The organism is Nocardiopsis quinghaiensis (genome assembly GCF_008638365.1).
In the GTDB taxonomy this organism is placed as follows: domain Bacteria; phylum Actinomycetota; class Actinomycetes; order Streptosporangiales; family Streptosporangiaceae; genus Nocardiopsis; species Nocardiopsis quinghaiensis.
The window spans coordinates 97,842-113,555 of record NZ_VWVU01000008.1 but is presented as its reverse complement, the minus strand read 5'-3'; the positions used below and the strand labels follow the sequence as shown (position 1 = coordinate 113,555).

Genomic DNA, 15,714 nt, shown 5'->3' with positions numbered 1-15,714 from the left:
CTGGTGTTTGGGGCGGACACCCCCGCCTTCAGGCGGAGGAGGAAGCCCCTTCCTCCTTCTGTGTGGTGTAGGCGTAACCGTCCGCCCGTTGGAGCGGACGCAGGTTCTTCCACGAGGTCGCCATCAGTCCGTTCGTGGCGCGCAGAGTGTGACTACCGCTGCCGCGCACCGCCACTCGACCCCTGTGCGTCCCGGCGTACTTACCGAAAGGGAGCACGGCCTGGGCCAGGTCCCCGGTCTGGAACCCGAAGAACGCCTTACGCCTGGGAAGGCGCAACCGGGGAGGACCGTGCTTGCCGGTACGCGTGCGTGCATAGGAGCCACGTCCCGCAGCCTCGACGACCAGGACCGTGGAAACGGTCTCGGTCATGGTGTCGAGTTTACCCACAGCCGAAGCGTCCAGAGTGTGGGACTTCGGCAAGCCACTAGGGGTACGGTTCCGCTCGGTGCGCCCACCCGAACCCACATGGGTCGGAGAGTGCTCGTCCAGAGCCTTCCGCAGGGCCCATCGGGGGGCGCTGACCGCGGTGGCGTCCCGCAACGGGGCCTTCGCCCGGGCTCTGACCCCGGTGAGGGTTCGTGGGTTGGTGACGAATTCTTCGACGGGCCGGTTGCTTTCGGCCTGGTTGCACCCGAGGCAGGCCAAAGCCAGGTTGGAAATCCGATCGGAGCCGCTCCGGTGGTCCGGTCGCACTGCACAGCGCCCCCGGCGCTCACCTGCCCGAGCGGTGAATACCGCGGTACCGGCGTGTTCACTGCCCGGGTCGATGCCGGCCTCGACTCCGTCGACCTCGGATTCGGCAGCGGTGCGGTCCTTGAGCCGAATGGTGAACGGGGTGTGTCGGACCACGACCGCCCGGCCTTGGTGGAGGAACTGACGTGCCCTTGCGGGGTGGGCGGGTTGGAGCGGGGTGCCGTGGGCGTCCAGGACGAACACGCACGGACGCCCCTGGCGGGGCGGCGTCCCCTCGCGGGGCGGACGGCCTTCACGGGCCTGTCCCCGACCCTTGCGGATCGGGGTAACGCCACCGGTGGCAGGTGAACCATCGGTGGTCTCCCCTCGCAGACGTTCCACACCGGGTGCCACGCGAGCATGGCCTCCGCGTCCCGTTTCGTCCCTGTTCCCGGGGGTGTCCGCTGACGCGGATTCCAGGGCAGGCCGCTGGGGGAGCACGGCCTGGCGGGTCCTCGGTCCTGTGCGAAACGTAGCCAACGGATCACCTCCCTGGTGTCGGCTCGCGCTGGCAACGGCAGGCTTCCAACCACGAGAGCCGCAAGCCCCCTCCTTCAGGAAGAGGAACCCGTTACCGTCGCCGATTCCTCCTTGGCCGGTCACCCGACGGGACCGGTCCGCTCCTGTGCTTGGCCGTTGTCCCGCCACCGCGGGGACCCGTCGTCCGCGGGTCGCGTGCCGTGGTGGCGCGCCTGGAGGGCACGGCGCCGCGGTTGTTCGCCGAGGCAGCGGCATTCTCCAGGCCCAGCCAGCTTAGAGCCCTTTGGGCCCGGCTGGGACCTCGGGCGCCCAGGGCCTTCTGCGCCTGGGGCTCGGTCTTGGCCAGTGCCAGGAGCACACCGAGGGCCACCATGGTGGAGATCAGCGACGAGCCCCCGTAGGAGACCAGGGGCAGCGGGACGCCGGTGACGGGCAGCAGCCCGATGACGGCGCCCACGTTGATCATGGCCTGGCCCATGATCCAGGTGACGATGGCGAAGGCGGCCAGACGAGGGAAGGGCTCCTTGACGCGGAAGGCCACGCGCAGTCCGGCGTAGCCCAGCACGCCGAACAGGGCGAGTACGAGCAGGGTGCCGAGCAGGCCGAACTCCTCGCCGATGATGGCGAAGACGAAGTCGGACTCGGCGAAGGGCAGGAAGCCCCACTTCTCGCGGCTGGCGCCGATGCCCACGCCGAGGACCCCGCCGGTGCCCAGCGCGTAGAGCCCGTGCAGGGACTGCATGCCCGAGCCCAGGGGGTCGGCGCCCGGGTCCAGGAAGCTGGTGACGCGCGCCATGCGGTAGGGCTCGATCGCGATGGCGATGACGGCCAGGCCCAGGACCAGTCCGAACATGGCCACGAAGAGCTTGCCCGGCGCGCCGACCACCCACAGCAGGCCCAGGAAGGTGACCAGGAACACCAGGGCGGTGGACAGGTTGGAACCCAGCATCACCAGCAGGACCAGCAGGCCGCAGCCGGGCAGCAGCGGGATGAGCAGGTGTCGCCACTCGGTGAGCTCGCGCAGCTCGTCCTTGCGGGCCAGGATGTTGGCGCCCCACAGGGCGAAGGCGAGCTTGGCGGGTTCGGAGGGCTGCACGAGCAGGCCGCCGACGTCGAGCCAGCGGGTGGCCCCGTTGATCTCCACGCCCTGGAAGACGGTGAGCAGCAGCAGCGCCGCCGACACGATCATCGCCGGGTAGCCGACCAGCCGGAAGAGCCGCTGGGGCATGTGGGAGGCCAGGAGCATCAGGGGCAGGCCGACGACGGCCGAGACCAGCTGCTTCTGGAACATGGAGAAGGCCGAGCCGGTCTCGGCGATGGAGTCGACCATCGTGGACGAGAGCACCATGACCAGGCCCAGGGCGATGAGCAGCACCCCGGTGCCCAGGATCAGGTAGTAGGAGGTGAGCGGCCGGTCCAGGGACCGTGCCCACTCACGCCACAGGGCACGCTCACGCCCTTCCGTCGCCACGCGCCTCGTTGTCGCCGCGCGCCCCTTGGGCCGGGCCGTCCGGGGAACCGCCGTCGTCGCCGCCATCCACACCCTCCGCACGATTCAGCGCCTCAATACTGGCGTACGGGCGGGTAGGGAACCGTGGACATTTTCCGCGTGTTGGCCATCTTTGACCGCCGGGAGGGCCGTGGAGGGCATGGTCGAGCCCGCCCGCGCGCCTTCGGTCACGCACGGGCGGGCGAACGCCACTCAGAGCAGTCGGCCGACGGCCTCGGCGAAGAGCCGTCCCCGCTCGGGGTAGTTGGTGAACATGTCCATGGAGGCGGCCGCCGGTGCCAGCAGCACGGTGTCCCCCGCCTCGGCCAGGGACGCGGCGGCGGCGACCACCGCGTCCATGACCGTGTGGCCCTCCGGGGCGTCCTCGGCGGGCCCCTCGACCTCGACCACGGGCACCTCGGGCGCGTGCTCGGCCAGGGCCTCGCGCAGACGGGCCCGGTCGGCACCGATGAGCACGGCTCCGCGCAGCCGGTCGGCGGCCATCGTCACCAGCTCGTCGACCTCGGCCCCCTTGAGCAGGCCGCCCGCGATCCAGACCACGGAGGGGTAGGCGCCCAGTGACGCGGCGGCGGCGTGCGGGTTGGTGGCCTTGGAGTCGTCGACGTAGTCCACGCCCCCCGCCGTGGCCACGAACGCGATGCGGTGCGGCTCCGGCTCGAAGGCGGCCAGTCCCGCCCGGACCGACGCGGGCGCCACGCCCACCGACCGGGCCAGCGCGGCGGCGGCCAGGGCGTTGGCGACGTTGTGCGGCGCGGCCGGGCGCACGTCGGCGAGCGCGGCCAACTCCTCGGCGCTGCTGTGCGGCTCGGCGACGAAGGCCCTGTCCACCAGCAGGTCCTCGACCACACCGACCTCGCCCGCGCGGGGGGTGTCCAGGCGAAAGCCCACCAGGGGCGTGTGCGGGTCGCCGTCCTCCTCCGCCAGGCGCGTGGACCAGGCGTCGGCGGTGTTGGCCACGCGGATGGTGCCGGGCGCGAACACCCGGCCCTTGGCGCGGGCGTAGGGGTCGAGCCCGCCGTGCCAGTCCAGGTGGTCGGAGGCGATGTTGAGCACGGTGGCGGCGTGCGGGCGCACGCTGGAGGACCAGTGCAGCTGGAAGCTGGACAGCTCCACGGCCAGGATGTCGTGGACGCGGCCGTCGGCGCCGGGCAGCACGGCGTCGATGACGGAGGTGCCGACGTTGCCGACGGCCAGGGCGTCGCGGCCGTCGGCGCGGAGCATGGCCTCCAGCATCCGCACGGTGGTGGTCTTGCCGTTGGTTCCGGTGACGGCCAGCCACACCTGGTCGGCGGGCTTGAGCCGCCAGGCGAGCTCGACGTCCCCGATGACCTCGACCCCGGCCCCGGCGGCCCGGACCAGCAGAGGTGAGTCCGGGCGCCAGCCGGGCGAGGTGACGACCAGGTCGCAGCCCTCGGGCAGCGGGGTCCCGCCCAGGACCACCTCGGCCCCGGCCTCCCGCAGTGCGGCCGCGACGGGGCGGACGGTGTCGTCGTCACGGCCGTCGACGACGGTCACGCGGGCCCCGCGGGCCAGGAGCACCCGGGCCACCGGGGGCCCGGACACTCCCAGACCGGCGACACAGACCAGCCGCCCCTCCAGCTCGTCCGAGCCGGGAGCCGGGTCGTTCGGTGTCTCGGAAGCGTGGTGCGCCATGTCTACCTCGGCATCCATTCCAGGTAGAAGAGTCCGATGGCGATCGCCACGAACAGGCCCTGGATGATCCAGAACCGGATCACGATGGTGGGTTCGGCCCAGCCCCTGAGCTCGAAGTGGTGCTGCAGCGGCGCCATGCGGAACACGCGCTTGCCGGTGAGGCGGAAGGAGGTGATCTGGATCATCACCGACATGGTGATGATGACGAACAGGCCGCCGATGAGCAGCAGCAGGAGCTGGGTGCGGGTGGTGATGGCCAGGCCCACGATCAGGCCGCCCAGCGCCAGGGATCCGGTGTCGCCCATGAAGATCTTGGCGGGCGGGGCGTTGAACCACAGGAAGGCGATGCAGGCGCCGAGCACGGCGGCGGCCACCACGGCCAGGTCCAGGGGGTCGCGGACCGTGTAGCAGCTGTCCGACAGGTAGGACACGCAGGACTGCCGCAGCTGCCAGTTGCCGATGATGACGTAGGCGCACAGGGAGAGGATGGTCGCGCCGGTGGCCAGTCCGTCGAGGCCGTCGGTGAGGTTGACCGCGTTGGAGAAGCCGACGATGAGGAACAGCGCCCAGAGGACGAACAGGCCGATCATCAGCGGGGGGCCGAAGTCGCGGAGGAAGGAGAGGCTGGGGGCCGCGGGGGTGTAGCCGTACCCGTTGGGGAACTGGGTGACGCCGTAGGCGAACCCCACGCCGATGACGGCCTGCCCGACCATCTTGGCGCCGCTGCGCAGGCCCAGGCTGCGGCGTTTGTAGATCTTGATGAAGTCGTCGAGGAAACCGACGCAGCCCATGCCGACGAACAGGAACATCACCAGCAGGCCGGAGGCGGTGGGCCCGGTGGAGGAGGGCTGCACCAGCCACAGCACCAGATGGGAGCCGAAGTAGCCCACCACCGCGCCGAGGATGACGACGATGCCGCCCATGGTGGGCGTGCCCTGCTTGGTCTTGTGTCCCTCGGGACCGTCGTCGCGCACCTCCTGGCCGAACTTGAACCGGTACAGGAGCTTGATCAGCGACGGCATCAGCGCCATGGAGACGACCAGTGCCAGCGCTGACGCGATGGAGATGCCGATCACTGGGCATCACCTTCGGTGATGAGGTCGATGACCTTTTCGAGAGCTGCCACGCGCGATCCCTTCACAATGACGACGTCTCCTGTGCGCAACCGTTCGCGCAGCGCCGCTGCGGCTTCCGGAGCGTCCGCCACACGGACGCTCTCGCCCCGCCACAGCCCCTGCCGTGCGGCGCTCTCGGCACCGGCGGCGATGCCCTCGGCGGCTTCCCCGACCACGATCAGGTGGGCCACGCCCGTGCGGGCGGCCAGCTCACCGATCCCCTCGTGCTCGGCCCGGCCGTCCTCACCGAGCTCGGCCATGTGGGCGAGGACGGCGATCGAACGGCGTTCCCGGGCGAGCGCTCCCAGAGTCGTCAGCGCCGCCTTCATGGACTCGGGGTTGGCGTTGTAGGCGTCGTTGACGAGTGTGGCGCCCGCGTGCTCGGTGACCTCCATGCGCCACCGGCTGACCGGGGTGGCCTCGGCGAGCGCCTCGGCGACACCGGCGATGTCCATACCGAGCTCGTCGGCGACCGCCGCGGCGGCCAGCGCGTTGGAGACCTGGTGGGCGCCCACGAGCGCCAGGTCCACCCGGGTCCGGCTCCCGCCCAGGTGGAGGGTGAAGGAGGGTGCGCCCGACGCCCGCAGGACCACGTCGGTGGCGCGCACGTGCGCGTCCTCCGCCAGGCCGTAGGTGACCACGCGCGCCCGGGTCCGCGAGGCCATCGCGTTCACCCTCGGGTCGTCGGCGTTGAGGACGGCGACTCCTCCGGAGCCCTTGTCCCCGGAACCGGGGGGAAGCGACTCGACCAGTTCGCCCTTGGCCCTGGCGATGGTGTCCCGGTCGCCGAACTCGCCCATGTGGGCGCTGCCGACGTTGAGGACCACACCGACCCTGGGCGGGGCCACGCGGCACAGGTGGGCGATGTGCCCGATGCCCCGGGCGGCGACCTCCAGGACCAGGTGCCGGGTGCCGGTGTCGGCGCGGAGCACGGTGAGGGGGTGGCCGATCTCGTTGTTGAACGAGCCCGCCGGAGCGACGGTCGGGCCCGCGCGGCCCACGACCTGCGCGATGAGGTCCTTGGTGGTGGTCTTGCCGGAGGAGCCGGTGACCGCGACGATCTCGGTCCGCTCCACCCCGCGCCGGGGGTCGCTGAGCTCCTGGGCCGTGTACAGGGCGAGCCGGGCCAGCGCGTCGACCACCCCGTCGTCCCCTCCGTCTGCGAGGAGGTGTGGTGCGTCGACGGGGCGGGAGACCAGTGCGGCCACCGCTCCGGCTTCGACCGCGGAGGCGACGAAGTCGTGCCCGTCGACGCGCTCACCGCCCAGGGCGGCGAAGAGAGCGCCGGGCGCTGCCTGCCGCGAATCGATGACGACGGGGCCGTCGGCGACGGTGTCGGGGCGCGCTGATCCGCCTATGGCGGTTTGGGTGATCTCAGCGATCCGATCGAGCGTGAGCGCGATCAAATCCACTCCTCATGTCAGGCCCGGTCCACGGCGCCACAGGGGCGGCTGGCCACCCGGCCGGAGTCAGGTCAGGGGATGGCACCGCGGAAGCCGTGCGCCGCCGCGCCGGGCCTCACCACGGTGTCGGCATGGGCCGCGTCGTGGGCGCCACCGTGGGCGGCACGTGTCGGGCTGCGATTGCCGGACCTACCTTAGAACATATTGGGGAGTCCGGGGTCCCTCCAGGGCCCGTGTGCAGCAATATGCTCCGCTTCGTAACCGTCGGGCCGCCCCGGCGTCCGCGTCACACGCCGGGGCGGCCCGACGCGAGGAAGGGGGCGCGAGCCGTGCCCGCGCCCCCTCCTCCGGGCGGCTCCGCCCGGAGAGCCTCGACGTGTCATCCCCCGTCAGGCACCCGGTGGACGTCCTGGAGGGCGACGCCCAGCCGCTCGCGGGCGCTCATGCCGAGGTGCTCCTCGATCATCGCGCGCAGCACCTCGCGGTCGTCGAAGGGCAGGATCTCGCCCTTGACGTACTGGCCGGTCTCGTGGCCCTTGCCGGCGACGACCACCACGTCGCCCGGCTGTGTGCGCTCGACGGCCAGGCGGATGGCCTCGGCCCGGTCGAACTCCACCGTGACACGGGCCCGCTGGTCCTCGGGGACCTTGGCGACCCCTTCGAGCATCGACGTGGCGATGGTGAGGGGGTCCTCGGTGCGCGGGTTGTCGTTGGTGATGATCAGCTGGTCGGCCAGACGTGCGGCGGCCTCGCCCATGAGCGGGCGTTTGGCCCGGTCGCGGTCACCGCCGCAGCCGACCACCATGGTCACGGCGCCCTCGGTGGTGGCGCGCAGGGCGGTCAGGACCGCCTCGATGGCGCCGGGCTTGTGGGAGTAGTCGACGAGCGCGGTGAAGTCCTGGAAGGCGTGGGGGACCTCACGCGCCACCACCGGCTCCATGCGGCCGGGCACGCCGGGTGCGGCGGCCACCCCGGCGATCGCGGTCTCCAGCGGCAGTCCCGCCTCGACCAGGCCGACGATGGCGGCCATCGCGTTGGACACGTTGAAGGGGCCGGGCAGGGCGACGGAGGCGGCCGCCTCCATGCCGCCGGGGCCGACGATGCGGAAGGTGCTGCCGGTGGCGCCCAGGCGCACGTCCACGGCCTGCCAGTCGGCCTCCATGGCGGTGGCGGGGTCGGCGTCGGTGTGGCCGTCCACGGAGAAGGTGGTGACGGGAACGCTGCCCTCGGCCTCCACCATGTCCACGAGGGCCCGGCCGAACCGGTCGTCGGCGTTGATCACCGCGATGTCGCAGTACTCGGGGGTGAACAGGCGGGCCTTGGCGTCGAAGTAGTCACGCAGGTCGGAGTGGAAGTCCAGGTGGTCCTGCGACAGGTTGGTGAAGACCGCGACGTCGTAGCGCGTGCCGCCGACCCGGCCCAGCGCCAGGGCGTGGCTGGAGACCTCCATGGCGGCGGCGGTGACGCCCCGTTCGCGCATGAGGGCGAACAGGCCGTGCAGGTCGGTGGCCTCGGGGGTGGTGAGCGAGGACACGACGCGCTCGTCGCCCACACGCATCTCCACCGTGCCGACCAGGCCGGTGTGCATTCCGGCGTGGCGCAGACCGGACTCGACCAGGTAGGTGATGGTGGTCTTGCCGCTGGTACCGGTGGTGCCGATCAGCAGCAGGTCCTGCGCGGGGTCCTTGAAGATCCACGAGGCCGCCCTGCCGAGCGTGGCGCGCGCGTCGGGGACCACGATCACGGGCAGCCCGGTGGCGGCGGCCCTCTCCGCCCCGGCGGGGTCGGTGAGGATCGCGGCCGCGCCCGTCTGGGCCGCCTGCGCGGCGAAGTCGGCGCCGTGCGCGCGGGTCCCGGGCAGCGCGGCGTACAGGTCGCCGGGCCCCACCTTCCGGGAGTCGTGGGTGATGCCCCGTACGTGTACCTCCCTGTCGGGCATCTCGGGGGGTCGGTCCGCGCCGAGATCCGGGCGCAGGAGGGCGGCGTCCGGCCCGAGCAGCGCCGCGAGCGCGGACAGGGGACGAAGTGGCGTGTGTTCAGGTCGCATTACCGGTGGCACGTGTGGAGGTTAACCGTTGCGGACGACCGGTCGGTAATTTCCACGCTGCGTTCGCAGGAGTTTCCCGAACCGGGTGTTCGTCCCAGGTTACGCGTGCCGCACCGAATGCGTCGATGACCGTCCGGTGTCCTGTGGGCGGATCGTGGGCGGATCCGTCGCGCCCTAGTCTGGAGGGGATCTTCGCGCGTGGAGGTTCGGCATGCTCGGAACCGCTCCCGGCGGGCGTCCGCTGGTGCTCGACGGCGGGTTGGCGACCCGTCTGGAATCCTACGGCTGCGACCTGGGCGGCGGGCTCTGGTCGGCACGGCTGCTGGCCGAGGCGCCCGAGCTGGTCCGCCGGGCGCACCGCGACTACTTCGAGGCGGGCGCGGACGTGGCGATCGCCGCCGGGTACCAGGCGAGCGTCCCGGCGTTCACCGCCCGGGGAGCCGCCGAGACCGAGGCACGCGCGCTGATCGCCCGGTCGGTGGAGCTGGCGCGGGCCGAGCGCGACGCCTTCGGCGCGGGTCTGGTCGCGGCCGGGGTGGGCCCCTACGGCGCGGCGCGGGCGGACGGCTCGGAGTACACCGGCGACTACGACCTGGACGAGGACGGCCTGTACTCCTGGCACCGGGAGCGGTGGCGGCTCCTCGCCGGCGCCGGGGCGGACCTGATCGCCTGCGAGACCATCCCGTCGATGCCCGAGGCGCGGGCCCTGGCCCGGCTGCTGGAGGAGTCCCCCGGCGCCCGCGCGTGGATCAGCTTCTCCTGCCGGGACGGCGAGCGCGTCAGCGACGGCACCCCCCTGCGCGAGGCCGCCGCCGAGCTCGCCCCGTCGCACGCCGCCGGGCGGCTGGTGGCGGTGGGTGTGAACTGCACCGCTCCCCGGCACGTCCCGGCGCTGGTGCGTGCTGTCGGCGGGGCCGGCGTCCCGGCGGTGGCCTACCCCAACTCGGGTGAGGCCTGGGACGCGGTGCACCGGCGCTGGACGGGCACGAGCGAGCCCGAGGAGTTCGGCAGGGCCGCCGTGGACTGGCACGCGGCCGGAGCGGTGCTCGTGGGCGGGTGCTGCCGCACCGGCCCCGAGCACGTCCGCTCCGTGCGCGCCCACCTGGACCGCGCCGCCGGCTAGGGCGTGTCCTCGAACAGGCGGATGGCGGGCGGGTCCGTCTCCGTCGGCGGTACCTCCAGCGACTTCAGGGCGAAGGACATGATGTCGTTGAACACCGGACCGGCGGCCTGGCCGCCGTAGTAGGTCTCCTGCGGGTTGTGCAGGACCACCTGGACCACGACCTGCGGGTCGTCGGCGGGCGCGAAGCCGGCGAAGGTGGCCGTGTAGCCGCCGCCCTCGTAGCTCCCCGTCTCCGGGTTGATCCGGTTGGCGGTGCCGGTCTTCCCCGCGACCCGGTACCCGTCGATGCGGGCCTCCGGCGCGGTGCCCTGGTCGCTGGTGACCGCCTCCAGCATCAGCGCGAGCTGCTCGGCGGTCTCCTCGCCGACCACGCGCCGCCGCTCGGGCTCCTCCGCCGGGGTGAACTCGCCGTCGGTGTCCACGGTCCCGGCGACCACCCGGGGGTCCACCCGCACGCCGCCGTTGGCGATGGTGGAGTACACCGACGCCATCTGCACGGCGTTCACCGACAGGCCGTGGCCTATGGAGACCGACGGCAGCTGGGTACCCCACCACTCCTCGGGATCGGTCAGCACACCGGCCTCCTCGCCGGGCAGCTGCAACCCGGTCGGCTGGCCGAGCCCGAAGTCCTTCATGTAGGAGTGCAGGATCCCGGCGCCCACCTGGTCGGCGATCTTGATGGTGCCGACGTTGCTGGACTGGGCCATGATGCCGTTTGTCGTGAGGCGCTGGGTGCCGTGGTCGGTGGAGTTGCGGAAGGTCTGGTCGTAGTACTCGATGCTGTAGGGCACGGTGTACACCGTCTCCGGGGCGGTGATCCCCTCCTCCAGCGCGGCACCCAGGGTGATGACCTTGTTGGTGCTGCCCGGCTCGAAGATCTCGGCCACCGCGCCGTTGAGCCACTCCTCCGACCCGCTGGTGGAGATGTCGCCCGGTGAGTAGGTCGGGTAGTCGGCCATCGCGAGGACCTCGCCGGTGCCGACCCGCTGCACGAGGACGCTGCCCGCCTCGGCCTCCAGCTTCTCCACCCTGTCGGCGAGGGTCTGGGCGGCGTACCACTGGATGTCCTGGTCCAGGGTCAGCCGCACGTCCTGGCCGGGCACGGGCTCCTGCACCAGGCCGCCCGCCATCGGGATCTGGGTACCGTCCTTGCCCACCTCGACCCGGCGCTTGCCCGCCTCCCCCGCCAGGGTGTCGTCGAGGTAGCCCTCCAGCCCCTCCAGGCCGTGGCCCTCGGAGCCGACGAAGCCGACCAGGTCGGCGGCTCCGGTCTCCTCGGGGTAGACGCGCTCGTAGGCGACCTCCGAGCCCACCCCGGCCAGGCCCAGGTCGTCCAGCTCCTTCCAGTCCTGGGGCAGGACCTCACGGGCGATCACCTCGTAGCGGCCGGGCTTGGCGTCCACCTTGGCCGCGACCTCGTCCTTCCCGAGGTCGAACCGGGTGGCGAGCTCGTCGACGACCCGGGTGCGCTCGTCCGCCTCGACCACCTCGGGGTCGACGAAGACGGTGCGCACCTCCAGCGACAGCGCGAACGGCTTGCCGTTCACGTCGGTGATCTGACCGCGCAGGGTGGGGATGTCGATGGTCTGCAGGCGCGTGTTGGAGGCCGCCTCGGCGTAGTGCTCGGCCTCCAGGACCTGGATCTGCACCAGGCGCCCGGCGAAGAGCAGCAGGACCACCAGGACCAGTGCCCCGCCGACCTTGATGCGCCCGTGCGGTTCGCCCCGGCGGAAGGTGCGGCGCAGCAGCGGCGGTGGCGGAGGCGGGGACGCCGGACGGCGGCGGACGCGCTCGCCCCCGCGCGGCGCCCGCCCCCGGGAGCTCGCCGGTGCGCGGGTGCGCGCCCCGGTGTCGGGGCGGCGCGGTTCGCGCTGGGGGCGCTTACTGGGCCGGGAACCCGAGCGGCTGGTCGCTCCGGGCCTGCGGGGATCGCGGGGACGTCGGTCCCTGGGGGTGCTCACTCACCACTCCCCGCGCTCCCGGTGACCTCACCGCGCTCAGGGTCGAGGAAGAGCGGGGCCTCGCCCTGCTCCATGCCCATGGACTCGGCCTCCTCGGCGATGCGCTCGGGGGTCTCCATGCGGGCGACGGCATTGCGCAACTGCTGCTCCTCCTGGGACATCTGCTGGTTCTGGTCCTGGAGGCTCTCGATGGTGAAGGCCCCCTCGGCCACGACGCTGCGCAGCACGAGCAGGCTGACCAGGGCGCCACCGAGCAGGCAGAGGATGAGCAGGACGAAGGGGATACGCGGCGCCCGCGCCGGCGTGCCCGCCCCGGCGCGTGAGCGCTCCGCGGTCGGGCGCGCGGGGGCGCGCCCCGGGGGCGCGGGAGCGGCGGTCCTCGCAGCGGTCCTCCCGCCGCGGGCTGGTGCGCGGCGCGTGTCCGTCCTCGTGCTCATCTGTTCTCCCTACTGCCGCGGCGGCCGCACGCGTTCGGCCGCCCGGAGGCGGGCCGACTGGGCGCGCGGATTGCGTTCGTTCTCTTCGTCCGTGGGGAGTTCGGCCCCCCTGGTGAGAAGCCGGAGTTCGGGCTGCCGGTCGGGGAGGGGGACGGGCAGGTCCGCGGGGGTGGTGTCGGTGGACAGAGCGGCCAGGGCCCTCTTGGTCCTCCTGTCCTCCAGGGAGTGGTAGGACAGCACGGCGATGCGCCCGCCCATGCCCAGGCACGCGACGGCCGCGGGCAGGGCGCGTTCGAGGATGGACAGTTCGGCGTTGACCTCGATGCGCAGGCCCTGGAAGGTGCGCTTGGCGGGGTGGCCCCCGGTGCGGCGGGTGGCCGCGGGGATGGCCTCGCGCACCAGCTCGGCCAGCGCCCGGGTGGACTCGATGGGCGCCTGGGCGCGCTGGCGTTCGATGGCCCTGGCCACGCGCGAGGCGAAGCGCTCCTCGCCGTAGGAGCGCAGGACACGGGTGAGCTCGGCGAACGGGTAGGTGTTGACCACATCGGCCGCGGTGAGGGACTGGGTGCGGTCCATGCGCATGTCCAGGGGCGCGTCGTGGGCGTAGGCGAAACCGCGGTCGGTCTCGTCCAGCTGCGGCGAGGACACTCCGAGGTCGAGCAGGACCGCGTCGGCCTCGGTGGCGCCCGCCTCGTCCAGGGCGCGCGGGATGTCGGAGTAGACCGCGTGCACGAAGTGGGTGCGGTCGGCGTAGGGGGCCAGCCGCCTGGCGCTGCGCTCCAGGGCGGTGGTGTCGCGGTCGACGCCGACCAGGCGCGTCTCGGGGCACGCCTTGAGCAGTGCCTCGGAGTGGCCGCCCAGGCCCAGGGTGCCGTCGACGAGCACGGCGCCGGGCCTGCTGAGGACGGGGGCGAGCAGTTCCACGATCCGGTCGAGCATCACGGGTACGTGCAGGGGGTCGAGTCCGGCGCGGGCCGCCGCGATGCGCGCCCCGATGCCCTGTTCCCCGTCCGGGCGGACGCCGTCGTCCCCTGGCTGGCCGTGCTGCCGGATGTCCCCCATGCGCTGCTGTTCCTCCACGCTGTCACCGTCTTCCCCCGAGTCGCCGCGGCCGCACCGGGATCGGTGCGCTGCGCGGTGTCCCCGCGTGGCCCGTCGGATTCCGGCGGGCCTCCGGACACGGCCGCCATTGTCCACCTTCCGGTGAACTCACGTTCACGACCTGGCGCCGGGGAAGTCGCGCCAGCTCGTGGGTACCGCGTCCGGAGGCCGTTGCCGGACTCCGGCTTGCGAGGGTGTGGACCGCGTGCTGGTCGGACCGGCGGTGGCTCCGCCGGGATCACAGCACCCCGGGCAGCACCTCCTCCGACAGTTGCGCGAACGCGGGCTCCTGCTCGGCCTCGTAGTCCGACCACGCCTCGGCGTCCCAGATCTCCAGGCGTGTGTTGGCGCCGATCACGACGCATTCGCGGTCCAGGCCCGCGTAGTCGCGCAGCTTGGCCGGAATGGTGACCCTGCCCTGCCTGTCGCAGCTTTCGTCCGAGGCGCTGGCGAAGAGGACCCTGCTGTAGTCGCGGACCGCCTTGGCGGTGACCGGGGTGCTGGCGAGCGCGTCGGTGATGCGCCGGAACTCCTCCGTCGGAAAGACGTAGAGGCAGCGTTCCTGGCCCTTGGTGATCACCAACCCCCCCGACAGCTCGTCGCGGTACTTCGCGGGAAGAAAGAGCCGCCCCTTCTGATCGAGGCGGGGCGTGTGGGTGCCGAGGAACACACTTCCACCTCCCTCTCCCTCGAAGTGGAGAATTCACCCTCTCCACGCTGCTCCACCTTACTCCACTCTTCCCCACCGTCAACAGCTCCAATCAGGATTCGGCCGCTGAAGCATTGACAAATGCGCAGGTCACAGCGTTGGAAGTAGGGGTGGGGGAGAGTGGGGCGCGGGGTGGGGCGCGTGGAGTGTCGTCTCGGTCCGAACGTTCCGTTCCGGCGGCTCCCGGCACGGGAACCCGCGGTGCCCCGGAAGGGGGAACGCCACGACCCGGCGGTGTGCTGACCAGCGTCCCGGTTCCCGTGCGGCGGGAAGAGTGACCCGGATTGGCGCATACTGTGCCCTCGCGGGCGTCTGGTGCGTATCCTGGTGATCCTGCTTGGGTCACCCGGCCAGGGTCGAGGAAACCCGGGAACGACTGAGAAGACTGTCAAACCTCGGTTCCGGGGACCGATACACGGAGCCACAGGGAGCGGGAGGGGTCTGGTGTCACTCGGCACACACCACGGCGATCGCGGGGGCGGCGTCCGGGAGGACGTCGGTGAGGTCGTCGCCGTGGCCGACCGCGTCCGCGGCGCCATCGAGACCGTCATCGAGGGCAAGCCGGAGGTACTGCGACTGGCGTTGACGGTCCTGCTCGCCGAGGGCCACCTCCTCATCGAGGACGTCCCCGGCGTCGGCAAGACCATGTTGGCCAAGGCCCTGGGCCGGGCCGTGGACTGCTCCGTGCAGCGCGTCCAGTTCACCCCGGACCTGCTGCCCAGCGACATCACCGGCGTCAGCGTCTACCACCAGGACCGGCGCGAGTTCGAGTTCAACCCCGGGCCGGTGTTCGCCAACATCGTGCTGGGCGACGAGATCAACCGGGCCTCGCCCAAGACCCAGGCCGCCCTGCTGGAGTGCATGGCCGAGCGGCAGGTCAGCGTCGACGGCCGGACCCGTGCCCTGGAACGGCCGTTCATGGTGGTGGCCACCCAGAACCCCGCCGACATGGAGGGCACCTACGCCCTGCCCGAGGCCCAGCGCGACCGGTTCATGGCCCGTGTCTCGGTCGGCTACCCGGCGCCCCAGTCCGAACTCGACATGATCGACTCGCACAGTTCCCGGTCGCCGCTGGAAGACCTGGTGCCCGTCACCAGCGCCGCCCAGGTCCGCGACCTCGCCGACCGGGTGCGCTCGGTGCACGTGGCCCCGGGCATGCGCCGCTACGTCGTGGACCTGGTCAACGCCACCCGGACCAGCCCCGAACTGCGCCTGGGCGCCTCCCCCCGCGCGACCCTGCACCTGGTGCAGGCCGCCCGCGCCTACGCCGCCCTGGACGGACGGCACTACGTCGTTCCCGACGACGTGCAGGCCCTGGCCGTGCCGGTGCTCGCGCACCGCCTCCTGCCCGGCCCGGAGGCGCAGATGGAGAACCTCTCCCCCGAGCAGATCGTGGCCAAACTGGTCGCGCGCCTGCCCGTCCCCGGTCCCCAGTAGCCCAC

Annotated in this window: 12 protein-coding genes and 1 pseudogene; 2 read left to right on the top strand and 11 right to left on the bottom strand. The window is 72.2% G+C overall.

Features of this window, described 5'->3' with window-relative positions; all coding sequences use genetic code 11:
• Positions 1-28 precede the first annotated feature (28 nt).
• The 7 genes and pseudogenes from FYX01_RS26720 to FYX01_RS16970 form a co-directional block, all read right to left on the bottom strand.
• Positions 29-370, bottom strand: a complete 342-nt coding sequence (locus tag FYX01_RS26720) for a hypothetical protein (RefSeq protein ID WP_223830521.1) — start codon at positions 368-370, stop codon at positions 29-31.
• Positions 371-619: 249 nt separating this feature from the next.
• Positions 620-937, bottom strand: a pseudogene (locus FYX01_RS27275) (RRXRR domain-containing protein); the annotation flags it as partial.
• 367 nt (positions 938-1,304) lie between these two features.
• Positions 1,305-2,750 carry a putative lipid II flippase FtsW gene (gene ftsW, locus FYX01_RS16990; protein WP_150242504.1) on the bottom strand — a complete coding sequence of 482 codons (1,446 nt, stop codon included), beginning with the start codon at positions 2,748-2,750 and terminating at the stop codon, positions 1,305-1,307.
• Between the two features lie 165 nt (positions 2,751-2,915).
• A complete protein-coding gene (gene murD, locus FYX01_RS16985) occupies positions 2,916-4,376 on the bottom strand; it encodes a UDP-N-acetylmuramoyl-L-alanine--D-glutamate ligase (RefSeq protein ID WP_150242502.1) in 1,461 nt (486 codons plus the stop codon).
• A 2-nt stretch (positions 4,377-4,378) separates the two neighbouring features.
• Positions 4,379-5,407 (bottom strand): phospho-N-acetylmuramoyl-pentapeptide-transferase, encoded by a 1,029-nt coding sequence (gene mraY, locus FYX01_RS16980; RefSeq protein ID WP_394350481.1) that lies wholly within the window; start codon positions 5,405-5,407, stop codon positions 4,379-4,381.
• Between the two features lie 41 nt (positions 5,408-5,448).
• Positions 5,449-6,897, bottom strand: a complete 1,449-nt coding sequence (locus tag FYX01_RS16975) for a UDP-N-acetylmuramoyl-tripeptide--D-alanyl-D-alanine ligase (RefSeq protein ID WP_150242498.1) — start codon at positions 6,895-6,897, stop codon at positions 5,449-5,451.
• 376 nt (positions 6,898-7,273) lie between these two features.
• Complete coding sequence (locus tag FYX01_RS16970) at positions 7,274-8,941, bottom strand: UDP-N-acetylmuramoyl-L-alanyl-D-glutamate--2,6-diaminopimelate ligase (RefSeq protein WP_150242496.1); 1,668 nt, start codon at positions 8,939-8,941, stop codon at positions 7,274-7,276.
• 211 nt (positions 8,942-9,152) lie between these two features.
• Between FYX01_RS16970 and mmuM the strand changes: the two genes are divergently transcribed.
• On the top strand, positions 9,153-10,064 hold the full coding sequence (gene mmuM / locus FYX01_RS16965; RefSeq protein ID WP_150242494.1) for a homocysteine S-methyltransferase: 912 nt from the start codon (positions 9,153-9,155) through the stop codon (positions 10,062-10,064).
• Here mmuM and FYX01_RS16960 read toward each other — a convergent pair.
• The 4 genes from FYX01_RS16960 to mraZ all read right to left on the bottom strand — a co-directional run bounded on the left by FYX01_RS16960 (position 10,061) and on the right by mraZ (position 14,233).
• A complete protein-coding gene (locus FYX01_RS16960) occupies positions 10,061-12,025 on the bottom strand; it encodes a peptidoglycan D,D-transpeptidase FtsI family protein (RefSeq protein ID WP_150242492.1) in 1,965 nt (654 codons plus the stop codon). The two genes, mmuM and FYX01_RS16960, sit on opposite strands and share 4 nt — an antisense overlap.
• Complete coding sequence (locus tag FYX01_RS16955; protein ID WP_150242490.1) at positions 12,022-12,462, bottom strand: cell division protein FtsL; 441 nt, start codon at positions 12,460-12,462, stop codon at positions 12,022-12,024. The genes FYX01_RS16960 and FYX01_RS16955 overlap by 4 nt, the downstream gene beginning before the upstream one ends.
• Before the next feature lie 9 nt (positions 12,463-12,471).
• Positions 12,472-13,524 carry a 16S rRNA (cytosine(1402)-N(4))-methyltransferase RsmH gene (gene rsmH / locus FYX01_RS16950; RefSeq protein WP_150242727.1) on the bottom strand — a complete coding sequence of 351 codons (1,053 nt, stop codon included), beginning with the start codon at positions 13,522-13,524 and terminating at the stop codon, positions 12,472-12,474.
• 277 nt (positions 13,525-13,801) lie between these two features.
• A complete protein-coding gene (gene mraZ / locus FYX01_RS16945; protein WP_150242488.1) occupies positions 13,802-14,233 on the bottom strand; it encodes a division/cell wall cluster transcriptional repressor MraZ in 432 nt (143 codons plus the stop codon).
• A 483-nt stretch (positions 14,234-14,716) separates the two neighbouring features.
• On the opposite strand from mraZ, the gene FYX01_RS16940 reads away from it, so the two are divergent.
• Positions 14,717-15,709 (top strand): AAA family ATPase, encoded by a 993-nt coding sequence (locus FYX01_RS16940; protein ID WP_150242486.1) that lies wholly within the window; start codon positions 14,717-14,719, stop codon positions 15,707-15,709.
• The last annotated feature ends 5 nt before the right edge of the window (positions 15,710-15,714 follow it).